At 67.9% G+C, this 14,322-nt stretch carries 11 protein-coding genes; 5 read left to right on the top strand and 6 right to left on the bottom strand.

Annotated features, from left to right (window positions below; genetic code table 11):
- Positions 1-24 precede the first annotated feature (24 nt).
- On the top strand, positions 25-1,317 hold the full coding sequence (locus tag ACGFIF_RS26240) for an alpha-L-fucosidase (protein WP_393158026.1): 1,293 nt from the start codon (positions 25-27) through the stop codon (positions 1,315-1,317).
- A 73-nt stretch (positions 1,318-1,390) separates the two neighbouring features.
- Here ACGFIF_RS26240 and ACGFIF_RS26235 read toward each other — a convergent pair whose 3' ends face one another.
- Both ACGFIF_RS26235 and ACGFIF_RS26230 read right to left on the bottom strand, forming a co-directional pair.
- Positions 1,391-1,900 (bottom strand): MaoC family dehydratase, encoded by a 510-nt coding sequence (locus ACGFIF_RS26235; RefSeq protein ID WP_393158024.1) that lies wholly within the window; start codon positions 1,898-1,900, stop codon positions 1,391-1,393.
- Between the two features lie 137 nt (positions 1,901-2,037).
- The gene (locus tag ACGFIF_RS26230; RefSeq protein WP_393158023.1) at positions 2,038-2,601 is read right to left on the bottom strand and encodes a general stress protein; all 564 of its coding nucleotides are present in this window, start codon (positions 2,599-2,601) and stop codon (positions 2,038-2,040) included.
- 76 nt (positions 2,602-2,677) lie between these two features.
- Here ACGFIF_RS26230 and corA point away from each other — a divergent pair, with 76 nt between their 5' ends.
- Together corA and ACGFIF_RS26220 are read left to right on the top strand one after the other, a co-directional pair.
- Positions 2,678-3,784 carry a magnesium/cobalt transporter CorA gene (gene corA / locus ACGFIF_RS26225; protein ID WP_393158022.1) on the top strand — a complete coding sequence of 369 codons (1,107 nt, stop codon included), beginning with the start codon at positions 2,678-2,680 and terminating at the stop codon, positions 3,782-3,784.
- Between the two features lie 167 nt (positions 3,785-3,951).
- The gene (locus tag ACGFIF_RS26220; RefSeq protein WP_393158021.1) at positions 3,952-4,977 is read left to right on the top strand and encodes an ArsR/SmtB family transcription factor; all 1,026 of its coding nucleotides are present in this window, start codon (positions 3,952-3,954) and stop codon (positions 4,975-4,977) included.
- A gap of 67 nt (positions 4,978-5,044) precedes the next feature.
- Here ACGFIF_RS26220 and ACGFIF_RS26215 read toward each other — a convergent pair whose 3' ends face one another.
- Together ACGFIF_RS26215 and ACGFIF_RS26210 are read right to left on the bottom strand one after the other, a co-directional pair.
- Positions 5,045-6,235: an acyl-CoA dehydrogenase family protein gene (locus ACGFIF_RS26215; protein WP_393158019.1), complete on the bottom strand. Its 1,191-nt coding sequence runs from the start codon at positions 6,233-6,235 to the stop codon at positions 5,045-5,047.
- Between the two features lie 147 nt (positions 6,236-6,382).
- Positions 6,383-7,831, bottom strand: coding sequence for a protein kinase (locus ACGFIF_RS26210; RefSeq protein WP_393158017.1), 1,449 nt, complete (start codon positions 7,829-7,831; stop codon positions 6,383-6,385).
- Positions 7,832-7,940: 109 nt separating this feature from the next.
- Here ACGFIF_RS26210 and ACGFIF_RS26205 point away from each other — a divergent pair, with 109 nt between their 5' ends.
- Together ACGFIF_RS26205 and ACGFIF_RS26200 are read left to right on the top strand one after the other, a co-directional pair.
- Positions 7,941-8,606, top strand: a complete 666-nt coding sequence (locus ACGFIF_RS26205) for a peptidylprolyl isomerase (RefSeq protein WP_393158016.1) — start codon at positions 7,941-7,943, stop codon at positions 8,604-8,606.
- Positions 8,607-8,653: 47 nt separating this feature from the next.
- Entirely contained in the window at positions 8,654-9,274 is a 621-nt protein-coding gene (locus ACGFIF_RS26200) for a VOC family protein (protein WP_393158015.1), read from the top strand.
- On the opposite strand, the gene ACGFIF_RS26195 is transcribed toward ACGFIF_RS26200, so the two are convergent.
- Positions 9,271-10,230 (bottom strand): HpcH/HpaI aldolase/citrate lyase family protein, encoded by a 960-nt coding sequence (locus ACGFIF_RS26195; RefSeq protein WP_393158013.1) that lies wholly within the window; start codon positions 10,228-10,230, stop codon positions 9,271-9,273. The two genes, ACGFIF_RS26200 and ACGFIF_RS26195, sit on opposite strands and share 4 nt — an antisense overlap.
- A gap of 105 nt (positions 10,231-10,335) precedes the next feature.
- Entirely contained in the window at positions 10,336-14,265 is a 3,930-nt protein-coding gene (locus ACGFIF_RS26190; protein ID WP_393158012.1) for a S8 family serine peptidase, read from the bottom strand.
- Between the last annotated feature and the right edge of the window lie 57 nt (positions 14,266-14,322).

The raw sequence follows: 14,322 nt of genomic DNA, 5'->3' as shown, positions 1-14,322 counted from the left end.
GCCACTACTTCAAGGAGTGCTGACATGACCGACGCGCCCCCCGCGGCATCCGTCGAGAAGTTCCGCGACTGGCGGTTCGGCCTGTTCGTCCACTGGGGCCTGTACTCGCTGCCCGCCCGGCACGAGTGGGTGAAGAACCGCGAGCGGCTGACCGACGAGGACTACCAGCCGTACTTCGACCACTTCGAGCCCGACCTCTACGATCCGCGCAAGTGGGCCGCCGCGGCGCGTGAGGCCGGCATGAAGTACGCCGTACTGACGACGAAGCACCACGAGGGCTTCTGCCTGTGGGACTCCGAGGTGTCGGACTACACGGTCACGAAGACGGCGTGGGGCAAGGACCTGGTCGGGCCGTTCGTCGAGGCCTGCCGGGCCGAGGGGCTCGGCGTCGGGTTCTACCACTCGCTGATCGACTGGCACCACCCCGAGTTCCCGATCGACCTCGTCCACCCGCAGCGCGACGACGAGGAGGCCATCGCCAAGGCGGCCGGCCGGGACGTCCAGGTGTACGCCGACTACCTGCACGCGCAGACCCGTGAGCTGCTGACGAACTACGGGCCGATCGACATCATGTGGTTCGACTTCTCCTACCCGGGCCGCAAGTACCCCGACGGCCGCGACGGTCACGGCAAGGGCCGGGACGACTGGCGGTCCGAGGAACTGATGGCGATGGTCCGGGAACTGCAGCCGGACATCCTGATCAACGACCGGCTGGACATCCCCGGCGACTTCGTCACGCCGGAGCAGTACCAGCCGGACGGCCCGATGACGCGCGACGGGCAGCCAGTGCTGTGGGAGGCCTGCCAGACCCTCAACGGCAGCTGGGGTTACGACCGCGACAACCTGGACTGGAAGTCGCCCGAGCTGCTGGTGAAGATGCTGGTCGACTCGGTCTCCAAGGACGGCAACCTGCTGCTCAACGTCGGTCCGACCGGACGGGGTGAGTTCGACCCGCGGGCGCTGGCCACGCTGTCCTCGATCGGTGAGTGGTTCCGGCTGCACGAGCGGTCGGTGCGCGGGGCGCGGCCGAGCGAATTCACCGCGCCGGGCGACTGCCGGTACACGCAGAAGGGTGACCGGCTCTACCTGCACCTGTTCTCGTGGCCGATGGGCCACGTGCACCTGCCCGGACTGGCCGGGAAGGTGAAGTACGCGCAGCTGCTGAACGACGCCTCGGAGATCAAGCGCATCGTCAACGACCCGCACCAGACCGCGCAGAACACGACGATGGGCGGCGTCTCGTCCGACGTCCTGACCCTGAAGCTCCCGATCCAGAAGCCGAACGTGCTGGTCCCGGTGATCGAGTTGTTCCTCTAGACGACCGGTCCGCGGTAGGCGAGCGGGTCTGCTCCGGGTTCACCCCTCCCCCGGGCAGGCCGCTCGTCTGTTGTCAGTCGCGGTCGATCGGGACGGGGCGGCCGGGTTGTTCGCCGCCGCGGGCCTCGAGGTAGTTGTTCTTGGGGACCATCACCTTGCGGCGGAACAGGCAGACGACGGTGCCGTCCTGCTTGTAGCCCTTGGTCTCGACGTACACCACACCCCGGTCGTCCTTGGACTTCGACTCCCACTTGTCCAGCACCACGGTCTCGCCGTAGATGGTGTCGCCGTGGAAGGTCGGCGCGACGTGCCGCAGCGACTCGATCTCCAGGTTGGCGATCGCCTTGCCGCTCACGTCCGGGACCGACATGCCGAGCAGGATCGAGTAGATGTAGTTGCCCACCACAACGTTCTCGCCGAACTGGGTGGTCTCCACCGCGTAGTTCGCGTCCAGGTGCAGCGGGTGGTGGTTCATGGTGAGCAGGCAGAACAGGTGGTCGTCGTACTCGGTCACCGTCTTGCCCGGCCAGTGCTTGTAGACCGCCCCGACCTCGAACTCCTCGTAACTACGCCCGAACTGCATCTTCTCGGCTCCTTCTGAGTCAAACGCCGTCCCGGAGCCCATGCTGCCGAATCCGGACGTGACTGGGCAGTAGCCCGCGCGTGGCCTACCTCTCAACCGGGCGAGACCTTCGTCACCCGGTGCCGCCGGTTACGGCGTCAGTCGTGCGGCTGCTGGAACGGGGTCTGCTGCTGGATCGGGGTCTGCTGCTGGACCGGGTGCTCGGCGATCCGCGGGTTGACCTCACCCTTCAGGGCGAGTTTGGCCAGGTGGTTGCGGGCCTCCTCGGCGAACTTGAAGTCGCACAATACGTCGTACGTCGTCGCGACCACCGCGGTGCGGGAGGTGAAGTCGCGCCGGCCGGCCGACTGTGCGTAGCCGAGGCCGCCGAACACCAGGCCGAAGAAGGCGCCGAGGACCACACCGGTCAGCACCGCGGCGATCCAGTTGCCGGAGGTGAACAGGCCGAGCAGCAGGCCGACGAACAGACCGAACCAGGCACCGCTGGCCAGTCCGGCGGTCAGCGCCTTGCCCCAGGTGAGCCGGCCGGTGATCTTCTCCACCTGACGGAGGTTGTTGCCGACGATGGTCGTGTGCTCGACCGGGAACTTCTCGTCCGAGAGGTAGTCGACAGCGCGCTGCGCCTCCCGGTAGGTGTCATAGGTCCCGATTGTCAGGCCGCTCGGCCGGGGGTCCATCGAGGGCATGCCCTGCGTGGTCATCGTCGTTCCTCTCCACGTGCTTCCACCCCCATCATTGCCGACGCCTGGTTACCGCGCCTTGATAGCCTCGCCGGTGATGACCGGGCGACGGTGGGACATGGGTGCGACACGCCGGATGGGACGCGTCTTCGCCCGGCGTTCCCCGGGGGTCCCGGAGCCGGGCGATCTGGTCGCCAGCGGCAAGCTGGACGGCGCTCTGGTCGACTGGGCGTTCTACCGGGCCGGCCGCCGCGACACCAAGGTCAACTCCTACACCGAGGCGCTCACCCGGGCCCGGCGCGGGCAGGGATTCGTCTGGATCGGGCTGTTCCAGCCGACCCAGCGGCAGCTGAGCATCATCGGCGAGGAGTTCGGCCTGCATCCGCTGGCCTTGGAGGACGCCGCCGAGGCGCACCAGCGCCCCAAGCTCGAGCGGTACGACGACACGTTGTTCGCCGTACTCAAGACGGTCACGTACGTGCCGCACGGGGATCTGACCGCCACCAGCGAGGTGGTGGCGACGGGTGAGGTCATGGTGTTCTGCGGGCCCGGGTTCGTCGTCACCGTCCGGCACGGCGAGCACAGCGAGCTGACCGGCCTGCGACAGCGGCTCGAGCAGGAGCCGGAGCACCTGGCCGCCGGTCCGGGCGTCGTACTGCACGCCATCGCGGACCATGTGGTCGACCGGTATCTGGAGGTCGCGGACGCCGTACAGGCTGATATCGACCTGATCGAGAGCGAGATGTTCACCCCGCGTGGCTGGCGGCGGATCGACCGGGTGTACCAGCTCAAGCGCGAGGTGCTGGAGCTGAAGCGGGCGGTGGCGCCGCTGACCGGGCCGATGCGGGCGTTGTCGACGCTGCGTCACCCGTTGATCAGTGACGAGACCCGGAACTACTTCCGCGACGTCGACGACCACCTGCTGCGGGTGAAGGAGCAGGTGATCTCGTTCGACGAACTGCTCAGCTCGATCCTGCAGGCGGGCCTGGCCCAGGTGCAGGTGTCGGAGAACGAGGACATGCGGCGGATCGCGGCCTACGTCGCGATCCTGGCGGTGCCGACGATGATCGCCGGGATCTACGGGATGAACTTCGACTACATGCCGGAGTTGCGGATGAAGTACGCGTACTTCGTCGTTCTCGGCGTGATGGCCACCGCGTGCACGGTGCTTTACCGGCTGTTCAAGCGCAACCACTGGCTCTGAGCCGCCCGCTGGCAACCTTCTGCCATGGCCGCCTTTGCCGAGCTTTTGGATGGTTCAAACAGTTGTGGCGCGTCGGGACGCCTTGATTAGATGCGGCCATCGCGTTCGGTCAGTGGGCTATCACGTTCTGCGATCGGACGGAGTATGACCAGGAAGGGCCCTCCGCCGTGCTTCGCATTCATTTCACCCCACGAGATCTTGCCCGCGTCACGGTCGCCGCCACTCCCGCCCACCTGTGGGAGGTGCTGCTCAGCCTGCACATGCTGCAACAGTCCGACGGCCGGCTGGTCTTCGACGACTGGCGCCGGCACGTGCGGGCCACGGTCGCGCCGGACCAGATGCGGCTGCTGCTGGAGCTGACCCCGCCCAAGGGCTACTCCCCTGACTTCCTCACCCCGGCCGAGGCCGCGCCGGACTTCGAGACCACGCTGGAGATGACGCTGGCGACCCCACGCCAGGAGATCCGCAACCAGCTGGAGCTGCTGAGCAAGTACCGCCCGATGTCGCCGTGGACGCGGGAGCTGGCGCAGGGCGAGCGGGCCTCGCTGCACAAGCTCGGCCGGGCGATCCGGACCTACCACGCCGCGGCGATCGCGCCGTACTGGAAGTCGATCGGGACGCATGTGGCGGCCGACCACGCGCATCGCGGCGAGGCACTGGCGCGGCACGGGGTGGACCGGCTGCTGTCGACGCTGCACCCGCGGGTGCGGTGGGTGGCGCCGGTGCTGCAGGTGCTGGACATGCACGACCGCGATCTCTACCTGGACGGCCGGGGCATCCAGCTGCAGCCGTCGGCGTTCTGCTGGCAGGTGCCGACCAAGCTGCGCGACCCGGAGCTCAAGCCGATCCTGGTCTACCCGATCCAGCACGCGCCCGGCATCCTGCGGCAGCAGCCGACGGACGGAGTCCCGTCGAGCGAGCCGCTGAGCTCCCTGCTCGGCTCCACCCGGGCGGCCGCGCTGGAAGCCGCTGTCGAGGGCTGTACGACGACTGAGCTGGCCAAGCGCTGCAAGATCTCACCGGCCGCGGCCAGCCATCAGGCGACGGTACTGCGGGAGGCCGGCCTCATCACCACCCGCCGGGCCGGTGCGTCCGTGCGGCACGAGGTCACCCAGCTCGGGATCTGGCTCCTGTCCGGCTACGGCTCCGGCACGCTCCGCCAGCCCCAACCACAGTCCCGTCTGACCGCCTAGACCCTGCCCCGCCGCGTGCTTGGGCCGACCGGCACCGCCCCGCCTGTCGACCCAGCACGCCGGCCGGTCAGAGCTTGTAGTCCTCCAGCAGCCGGCGGCCGATGATCATCCGCTGGATGTCCGCCGTACCCTCGCCGATCAGCAGCATCGGCGCCTCGCGGTAGAGCCGCTCGATCTCGTACTCCTTGGAGAACCCGTACCCGCCGTGGATCCGGAACGAGTCCTCCACGACCTGGTGGCAGTACTCGCTGGCCAGGTACTTGGCCACGCCGGCCTCGAAGTCGTTGCGGGACCCGGCGTCCTTCTTCCGCGCCGCCTTCACCATCAGCTCGTGCGCCGCCTCGACCTTGACCGCCATGTCGGCCAGCCGGAACAGCACCGCCTGGTGCTCGGCGATCTTCTTGCCGAACGTCTCCCGCTGCTGCGCGTACGCGATCCCCAGCTCGAACGCGCGCCGCGCCACCCCGCAGCCGCGAGCGGCCACGTTCACCCGGCCGACCTCGACACCGTCCATCATCTGGTAGAAGCCCTGACCCGGTACGCCGCCGAGGATCTGGCCGGCGTCGATCCGGTAGCCGTCGAAGACCAGCTCGGTGGTGTCGACGCCCTTGTAGCCCATCTTCTCGATCTTGCCCGGCACGACGAGACCCTTGTCCACCTCGCCGAACCCGGGCTCCTTCTCGACCAGGAAGGTGGTCATGTTCTTGTAGACCGAGTCCGCACCCTCGTCGGTCTTCACCAGGACGGCGACCAGGTTGCTCGAACCGCCGTTGGTCAGCCACATCTTCTGACCGTTGACGACATAGCTGTCGCCGTCTTTGGTGGCTTTGGTCTTGATCGCGGCCACGTCCGAACCGCAGCCGGGCTCGGACATCGAGAACGCACCGCGCACCTCGCCGGTCGCCATCCGCGGCAGGTACTTCTGCTTCTGCTCGTCGGTGCCGTGCTGCAGCAGCATGTACGCGACGATGAAGTGGGTGTTGATGATGCCGGACACGCTCATCCAGCCGCGGGCGATCTCCTCGACGCACAGGGCGTAGGTGAGCAGCGACTCACCCAGGCCGCCGTACTCCTCCGGGATCATCAGGCCGAACAGGCCGAGCTCCTTGAGACCCTCAACGATCTCGGTCGGGTACTCGTCGCGATGCTCCAGCTCGGTGGCGACCGGGAGGATCTCCGACTCGACGAACGCGCGGACCGTCTTCAGGATCTCATCCTGGATGTCGGTCAGCCCGTCGGTCTGCTGCAACCTGCTCATCGTCGGCTCCTTGGGTGTCGGTGCGCCTTACCCGCGAGTATCGCGGTTCTCAGCATCCCGGCACGAGGGGGACACCCGCTGTGACACCGGCCACCTGCCAGAGGTCGCGTGCCTCACGCCGGTACGACGGACAGCCTGCCAGTCACCCTAGTTGCGCTCGCCGTCGCCGTCATTGCCGTCGCCGTCCGGCCGCGGCAGCACCTGGCTCACGGCGGTGAAGAGTGCCGAGATCTGCGGAGTGCTTTGCCACCGGTGGTTCTGCTGGGCTTCGATCAGCCGCCTCCGGGCGTCGTAGAAGTTCTTCGCCGCCGCCTCGGTGTTCCCGTGGTCCAGCGCCTCCGCGGCCCGATCGAGGTCGTTCGCGGCCTCGCGCGGGGCCTTGCTCCGGCTCCCCTGCTGGGTCTGCCGCACCTGCGCGGCCAGCGTCCGGAGCGTCTGCACGAGCGCGGCCTGTGGGTTCTGCGTCTGCGTGGGCTTGGGCGACGGCTTCTTGCTGGGAGTCTTCGACGGCGTCGGCTTCGGAGTCGCTTTGACCTTCGGAGCCACTGTCGCCTGGGTCGCGGGGGCCGAAGGGGTCCCGACCGCCTGAGCCGGCGGGTCGGTGGTCACGCTCTCCCGCAGCATCAGACCGCCGACCACAGCGGCCAGCACGACGCCCACCGGCACCAGTACCTTGGCGAACGGGAAAGCCTTCTTCGGCGCCCGGTGCGTCCCGGTGGCGGCCGGCTCCTCCTCTTCCCAGTTCCCCACCTCGAGCACGTCGTTGGCAGGCAGCAGTGGCAGCACCTGTGTGTTGGGGGCCGCGGTCAGGAGGGCGGTTACCTCATCAACTGACGACGGGCGGTTCGCCGGGTCCTTGGCGAGCATCTGGAGCACCAGGTTGCCGAGCGCCGGCTCCACGTCCGTCCGCGTGATGGGCTCCGGGGCAGCGTCCAGGTGCTGGCGCATCACCGACTCCACGTCCGGTCCGGTGAAGGGCGGCGTACCGCTGAGGAGTTCGTAGAGGACGCAGCCGAAGGAGTACCAGTCGCTGGCCGGGGTCGCCGACTGGCCGCGGACCTGCTCCGGTGAGACGTACGACGCCGTACCCAGGAGCACTCCGACACCGGTGGTCTCCGTGCCGGCGCCCTTGGCGATGCCGAAGTCGGTGATCTTGAGCGTGCCGTCCGGCGCCAGCAGCAGGTTGCCGGGCTTCACATCCCGGTGGACGATGCCGGCCGCGTGCGCCGCGTCGAGTGCACGTGCGCCCTGGGTGGCGATGTCGGTGACCAGCTTGCCGCTCGGCAGGCCCGCAGTACGCATCAACTGCGCCAGATCCGGGCCGGACACGAGTTCCATCACCAGGAACACGTGCTCGTCCGCAGTGCCCACGTCGTACGTCGCGACGACGTTCGGGTGCATCAATCGCGCGGCTGCCTGCGCCTCGGCGCGGAAACGCACAACCGCGTCCATCGGGTCGCCGTCGAGCCGCCGGAGCAGCTTCACCGCGACTTGCCGGGCCAGCACGGTGTCCTCGGCCTGCCATACCTCACCCGCGCCGCCTCTGCCCAACAGAGTCTGCAGCCGGTAACGCCCTGCCAGTACCTCGCCGTTCACACACAACACCTTCCGCAGCGGACCGCAACACCTTAGGCGGCCCGGGCGCCGAGATCGAGTCCGCACCCGAAACCTCTGCGGAGAGCGATGGAAGTACTACGGTGAGCGCATGAAGCGATCAATCACCGCCCTGATCGCGGCCACCCTGGTCGCCGCGACGCTGACCACCACCACGACTGCCACCGCTGCCCCCGTTCCGGCGGGTCACCCGAAGCCGGTGGTGAAGTGCGAGTTCACGCCGACGCCGGAGAACCCGGCCGCCAAACCGGTCCGGATCCCGTCCCCGGTCGCCCGGGCGAAGGGCACGGTCGACGTGTACTTCGTGACCAACTACGGACCGTTCGTGGTCCGGATGGACCGCACCAACGCGCCCTGCGGGGTGCACAACTTCGTGCACCTGGTGAAGAGCCGGTTCTACGACTTCACCCAGTGCTTCCGGCTGACCAACTCGGCCCGGCTCGGGGTGCTGCAGTGCGGCGACATCTACCGCCAGGAGGAGGGCGGCCCGGGGTACAAGTTCCCGGACGAGGTCACCGGCCAGGAGACCTACCCTCGCGGAACTGTTGCCTACGGCAACCAAGGACCGGGGACCAACGGCAGTGAGTTCTTCGTCGTGCACTCGTTCGCGAACATCGCGCCGAACTACACGGTCCTGGGCCAGGTTGTCTTCGGTATGTCCACCTTCGACCGGATGGTCGCCGCCGGCATCGCCGACCCCGACCAGGACGGGCCGCCCGCCAAGCCCATCCACATCTACAAGGTCTGGACCCGCTGACCTCCCGGGGGAGGGTAATTCGGCGTCCGCGGGGCTAGCTTGAGGGTGTGGGTACACGTGGACGGCCCCGGCATCCCGACGTACTGACACCGGCCGAGTGGCGGGTGGTCGACATGGTGCGGCACGGGATGTCGAACCGGGAGATCGCGCGCCGGCGTGGGATCAGCCTCGACGCGGTCAAGTTCCACGTCGCGAACGCGTTGCTGAAGCTCGGCCTGGACCGCCGGGCCGAGCTTCGGACCTGGCGCGGCGTACCCGTGGACAGTGCCCTGCGACACCAAGGAGACCCGGCCATGACAGTGCAGCTAGGTGTGATCGGGCAGATCGCCCGGCCGGTCGGTGACATCCAGACCGCGGTCGACTTCTACGGCAAGGTGCTCGGGTTGCCGCATCTGTACACGTTCGGGGATCTCGCGTTCTTCGACTGCGGCGGGACCCGGCTGTTCCTCAGTGCGAACGACGGGCCGGTGGGCGAGCCCTCGGTCCTGTACTTCCGGGTGGACGACATCCAGCACGCGTACGACGAACTGCGCGGGCGGGGCGTGGAGTTCGAGAACGCGCCACACCTGATCCACAAGCACGACAACGGGGTCGAGGAATGGATGGCGTTCTTCCCCGACCCCGATGGGCACCTGCTCGCGATCATGGCGCAGGTGGCGCCGGCCTAGTCCGCGGGCTGCCAGATGTCGGTGCGGGTCATGCCGGCAGCGCGGCCCTTGGCGGAGATGACGAGGGCCATCTTGCGGGAGGCCTCGTCGATCATCTCGTCGCCGAGCATCACCGCGCCGCGGGCACCGCCGGCCGCCGAGGTGTAGTGGTCGTAGGCGTCGAGGATGTTCTCGGCGTGGTCGTAGTCGTCCTGGCGCGGCGAGTAGACCTCGTTCGCGGCGGCGATCTGGTCCGGGTGCAGCACCCACTTGCCGTCGAACCCGAGCGCGGCCGACCGGCCGGCCACCCGGCGGAAGCCGTCGACGTCCTTGATCTGCAGGTACGGCCCGTCGATCGCCTGCTTCCCGTGCGCCCGCGCGGCCATCAGGATCTGCATCAGGATGTAGTGGTAGGCGTCGCCCACGTCGTACCCGGGCGGCTGCTCGCCGACCACCAGCGACTTCATGTTGATCGAGGCCATGAAGTCGGCCGGGCCGAAGATGATCGTCTCGACCCGCGGCGACGCCTGCGCGATCGCGTTCACGTTGGTCAGGCCGAGCGCGTTCTCGATCTGCGCCTCGATGCCGATCCGGCCCGGCTCCAGGCCGTGCACCTTCTCCAACTGGGTCAGCAGCAGGTCGAGCGCGACCACCTGCTCGGCGGTCTGCACCTTCGGGAGCATGATGCAGTCGAGATTGGCACCAGCTCCGCCGACAACTTCGATCACGTCGGCGTAGGTCCACTCGGTGGTCCAGTCGTTCACCCGGACAACCCGGATCTTGGTGCCCCAGCCGCCCTCGTTCAGGGCGGCGACGATGTTCTTGCGCGCGTCCACCTTGGCGATCGGCGCGACCGAGTCCTCCAGGTCGAGGAACACCTGGTCGGCGTCCAGCCCCTTCGCCTTGGCCAGGAACCGCGGGTTCGATCCCGGGGTCGCCAGACAAGACCGCCTGCTGCGCAAGCTCTGCTCCGCCATCACCGTTCCCTCTCCTCGGGTTACCCGCCGGTCACCGGCAGCGTACGGCGAAACCCGCCGACGCTCCGGTGACCCGGCTCACTTCCCCTCAGAGTGTGTCCCGATTCACCGTGCGGTGAGGCCGTAGGCGCGCTTCACGGTCTGTTTGATCGTGTTGCCGGCGGCGTCCACACCCTCCGTTCGCAGACTGACCGCACCGGTCGTGCTCTGCAGCTTCGGGTGCTTGAGTACGGCGGTGTATTCGCTCCGACCGGACTTCTTCGTCCGGACCGACTGCCAGGTGACACCGTCGTCGTAGCTGACCGACAGCTTCAGACTGGTCAGCTCGGGGTCGCTGCTCAGGTAGGAGTGGTGGTAGCCGCTGATCGTGATCTCGTGGGCGCGTCCGGCCGGCAGTGTGTTGTCCAGCCGCAGGTCCAGGTCGTAGCCCAGGTAGAGCTGCTTGTTCGGCTCGCAGCTGCCCTTGTCCGGCGCTCCCAGCCTGGTGAAGGCGTCCCAGGTCCCACAGTGGACGCCGACGCCGAGTGGTGGTCGATAGGGGAAGCCGTTGGTCGGCTTGCCGGTGGTGAACGTCCACTCCGACTCCACCGTGCGTGCCCAGCGCTGCGGCTTGTACGGCGCCGGATAGCTCTCGGTCAGCCGGTATCGGCCCGGCTCGTCCGGCAGAACGACGTACGGGATGTTGATGAAGGCGATGAAGAAGAGCCAGTAGCCCTCCTCGACCGGTAGCTCCTTGCCGTCCGGACCCCACATCCGCAGCTTGGCCTGTGGTTCGCCGCGGAGGATGTCGGTGGAGTAGTAGGTCTGCGTACCACCGCCCAGGCCGTCGCTGTCCTTGATGTGCCATGGCAGGAAGAGATTGCCGCTGCGGCAGGACTGGCACAGCTGCCAGTAGTACTCGTTCATCTCCGGCGTGACTGTTCGCGACGCGGCGTGGACCAGTGGTTGTGCACCGAAGATGTCCGTACGACGGCCAGGCCGTGTCAGCACGTCCTGGCGGCCTTGTATCCACCCGTTGCGGTGGAACGCGGCCATGTCGGCTGGAGCGTCGTACGTCATGCTCACCCCGCGACTGCGCAGTACGCCGTCCTGCATCGGGCCGACGTACTCCGTGAGGGTGCCGGGGCCCCGCATGGTGAGCTTCATCGAACCGAGGCTCCGTGCGGGCTTCATCGCGGCAGCCCAGCTCAGGTCGAGCTCAGCCGGTGCGTCAGCGTGATAGCGGCTGTCGAACTGGTAGAGGTCTCGTGAGGTCACTGACTTCTGCAGTCTGGTCGGGATACGGCCTTCCACCGGGTACGACAGCGAGTAGACGTACGGGATGGTCGCCGTACCCACGACGGTCAGAGTCACCCGGCCGCGCTCCAGCCGATCCTTGAGTGCCTGCCCTTGCTCAGCAGGCAGCGTCAGCGCCGGGACAGGTGTCTCGATCGCGTCCTGTGCGTCGTCGACCGGAATCGCTCGCCCGACTGCGCCGTACACGAGTACGGCGGCCGCACCAGCCTTCTGTGCGTCGAGCACCCGGTCCAGCACGCCGGCACGACAGGTCCAGGCTGTCGCCGGACAGAGGTCCGACACATCGAGCAGTACGACAGCACCCTTCACCGGCGTACCGAACACCAGCGGCAGCCGTTTCAGCCCGTTGAAGCGAGCGTCCTGCACATGAAGGGTCAGGTACTTCGCGTCGAGTACCAGTCCCCCGGCCGTCATCGCGACCAGCGGTGTGGTCAGCAGCCGGTCGTCACGCCACAGGAACCGGCCCACGGTGACCTGCTTGGTCGGTGTTGCCCAGAGACCCCACTCCTGCTTGTAGACCGACGACGCGCTTACACGGAGACTGCGCGACCCACCGGCCGACGCCTGCACGTACCCGGTCTGCGTCTCCGCAGCCGCCGACGCCCGCGGCGTCCGCGTGCTCGCCTTCGTGGCGGTCCGGGCATCGAGTACGACGTTCACGTCCGACCACACGTCGACCTGCGGATCGGTCAGCAGGGTCACTTGTGGGTTGCCCTGAGCGTCCCGCCAGTTGATCGAGGTCTGCACGGCGTACGTGCCCTCGTCGAGCGATCCGGCGACGGTCTGCGCGCCCGGTGCGAACAGCGCGTTGTTGCCGAGGTCCAGGTCCTTGAGGTCGTCCAGCCGCAGGAAGTTCCAGGTGTTGTAGCGCACGTCCGTCGCCCCGGCCGGCAGGACGATATTGGCCGTCAGCTTGTACCTGTTGGGCTTCAGGTACGCCGCCACGGCGTTGTGCAGCTGTAGATCGCCGGCGGTCGCAGTGATCGAACCCTGGTACCAGGTGCGCGGCCCGGTGGTGTCGAAGGTGACCGTGACTGGAGCAGCGCCGTTCGCAGGCACAGTGACGGTTTCGGGCACCTGCAGCTGGGGTGCTGTGCCCTCGGTGGCCGTCATCGACGCAGTCAGGTTGAGTGTGACCGGCTCCTGGGTCGTGTTGACGTAGGTGATGGTCTTGGTGGCCGGAGCGTCGTACGGCGTGGGCAGGATGCCGAAGTCCAGGTTGCCGGTGCTGTAGACGCCCTGCTTCACGGCACGAGCGACATCGACCCGCCCGGCGCCCACCTCGTACGCGCTGTTGTTGACCTTCTTCGAACTGCTGATCAGTGCGCTCTTGAGCTGCTGGCCGGACCAGTCAGGGTGTTGCTGGGCCAAGAGGGCAGCTGCTCCAGATACGTGCGGGGTGGCCATCGACGTACCGCTCAGGGTCGTGTACTTGTCGCCAACCGGCGTACCGAGTGACGTCCCGGCAGCACGGGCCGCGACGATCGACACACCAGGAGCGGAGATGTCGGGCTTCAGGCCGTAGTTGGTCAGCCGGGGTCCCTGGCTGGAGAACGACGCGCGCTGGTCCTGACGGTCGACGGCCGCGACGGTGAGGGCCGAGTCGGCCGCACCGGGTGAGCTGACCGTCATCGGCAGCGTGTCGTTGCCTGCGGCCACTACGAAGAGAGTGTCGTACTGCGCCGACAGGTCGTTGACTGCTTGGCTCATCGGGTCCGTGCCGTCGGTGCAACAGCCGCCCAGGCTCATGCTGATCACGTCCGCGCCCTGTGCGGCCGCCCACTCCATCCCCGCGATGATGCTCGACGCCGGACCGCTGCCCGCGTTGTCCAGCACCTTGCCGATCAACAGGCTGGCGTCCGGCGCGACGCCCTTGTACTTGCCGTCCGAGGCCGCGCCTGACCCGACGATGGTGTCGGCGACGTGGGTTCCGTGGCCGTGGCCGTCGGTGACGGCCTCTCCGGTGATGAAGCTCTGTGACGCCTCGATCTTGCCGGCCAGGTCCGGGTGGGTCGCGTCGATGCCGGTGTCGAGTACCGCGACCTTGACGCCCTTCCCGGTGTAGCCGGCCTGCCAGGCTTCCGGTGCGCCGATCTGCGGCACGCTCACGTCCAGGCTGGCCTGGACCTTGCTGTCGAGCCAGACCGTCGCAACACCGGCATCAAGGGTCCTGGCGCTTGGAGTGTCCACGGCCGCCCAGAAGCTGCCGGTCTGGGTCTTGGCCACGCTGACCGCGGCTCCACGGATGCTGGTCAGTGCCCGTGCGTTGCTGGTCGCCGGTAGCGCGTCTGCGGCTGTGGCTGCTTTGGCGGTGGCAGCGCTGTACTGGAGGATCAGTGGGAGGGACGACACCTTGCTGTCGGTGTAGCCGTACTTGGTGAGGTAGGAGACGTCGAAGAGGCGGCGGTCCAGGCGCCCGGTGGTGACGAGGTCGGTCGCGTCGGACGGGAAGACGTAGTACTGGTCGCCCTCGCGGAGTAGGGTGAAGACGATCGGTCGGCCGTCCTCCCGGCGGGCGGCGGTGACGTCGGCGTCGACCGGCGTACCGTCCGCGGTGAAGCGGTAGGTGACCTGGTCGCCGGTGATCAGGGTGATCTTCTCGCTGCCGATCGGGCCGACCACCGCAGTGGTCGCAGCGGCTGCCGGGACGGGAGTTGGCGGGGTGGCTCCGGCTGTGACGGAGCCGAGCAGGAGCGAGACGACTGAGAGCGCGGCAACCGGCATCCGCCATCGGGGCATGGCACATCTCCTAGGGTCGAGCGGGACCTTGAGCAGACCTTGGCAGGGGTGCGACAT

The organism is Kribbella sp. NPDC049174, from assembly GCF_043197365.1.
Classification (GTDB): domain Bacteria; phylum Actinomycetota; class Actinomycetes; order Propionibacteriales; family Kribbellaceae; genus Kribbella.
Note: the sequence above shows the minus strand (reverse complement) of the source record. Positions and strands in the feature narration are given on the sequence as shown.